Genomic DNA, 857 nt, shown 5'->3' on the forward strand with positions numbered 1-857 from the left:
TGTCGCCCTTGGGGGCGTTGACGTCGGGGCCGTCGATCTTCTTGCCCGCCTTGGCCGCCGACGGGCTGGTACCACCACTCTTGCCCAGCTTCTTCCCCAGCTTGGACAGCTTCTCGATGATCTCCCCGAGCTTCGCCACGATCTTCTTGATCTTCGGCGCCACATTCCCGATCGTCTTCACCAACTTGCGAATCAACTGCGAAATCGTGTTGACCGCCTTCGTGATCGCCGCCGTCGCCTGCGCCGCGATCACCGGCGTCGCGAACCCCAGCGTGCACGCCGCCTCCAACGCCCACGTAATCAACTTCCCCACCAGCTCAGCCACCAAATCCCGCACGGTCTCCCGCACCATGGCCACCACCTGGCCCATCACCATCACACCGGTGGAAATCCCATCCGCCAGCGTCGACGCACCCTGAATCGCATCGGACTGCTCCGCGACCGTCCCCCGATACGCATCCCCCGCATCACCGGTCCACCCCGCGGTACCGTTCTTCCCCTCATTCGACAAATCCCCCGCGACCGCACCCACTTCCTTGGCCACATTCGCCCACGTATCCGAAAACGACTGGATCACCGGCGGATCCCCCGCCAGCCAATCCAACGCCTCCTTCAACGGCTGCACATGCTCGATCAACCACGAAACCCCGTACTGGGCCAGCGTCCCGATCGGATCAATCGCCAGCGACAGGACCTCCAGACCCATCCCCAGCGCACCAAGACCACCCTCGACCCACGAACCGTCCTTCACCCCGTTCGCCAGATCGACCGCCGACTCCGCGATCCCGATCCCCGTCACCGCCGTGGTCTGCGACTTCTCCTGCGCGACCAGCGGATTCCCCTCCGGCATACGGCAC

1 protein-coding gene is annotated in these 857 nt (G+C 64.5%); it reads right to left on the reverse strand.

Going from position 1 to position 857, the window contains the following annotated elements:
* Positions 1–850: WXG100 family type VII secretion target (locus FXO23_RS50590; protein ID WP_425484995.1), on the reverse strand; the 850-nt coding region annotated here is incomplete at its 3' end.
* Between the last annotated feature and the right edge of the window lie 7 nt (positions 851–857).

The sequence above is a fragment of the Amycolatopsis anabasis genome (genome assembly GCF_009765355.1).
Taxonomy (GTDB): domain Bacteria; phylum Actinomycetota; class Actinomycetes; order Mycobacteriales; family Pseudonocardiaceae; genus Amycolatopsis; species Amycolatopsis anabasis.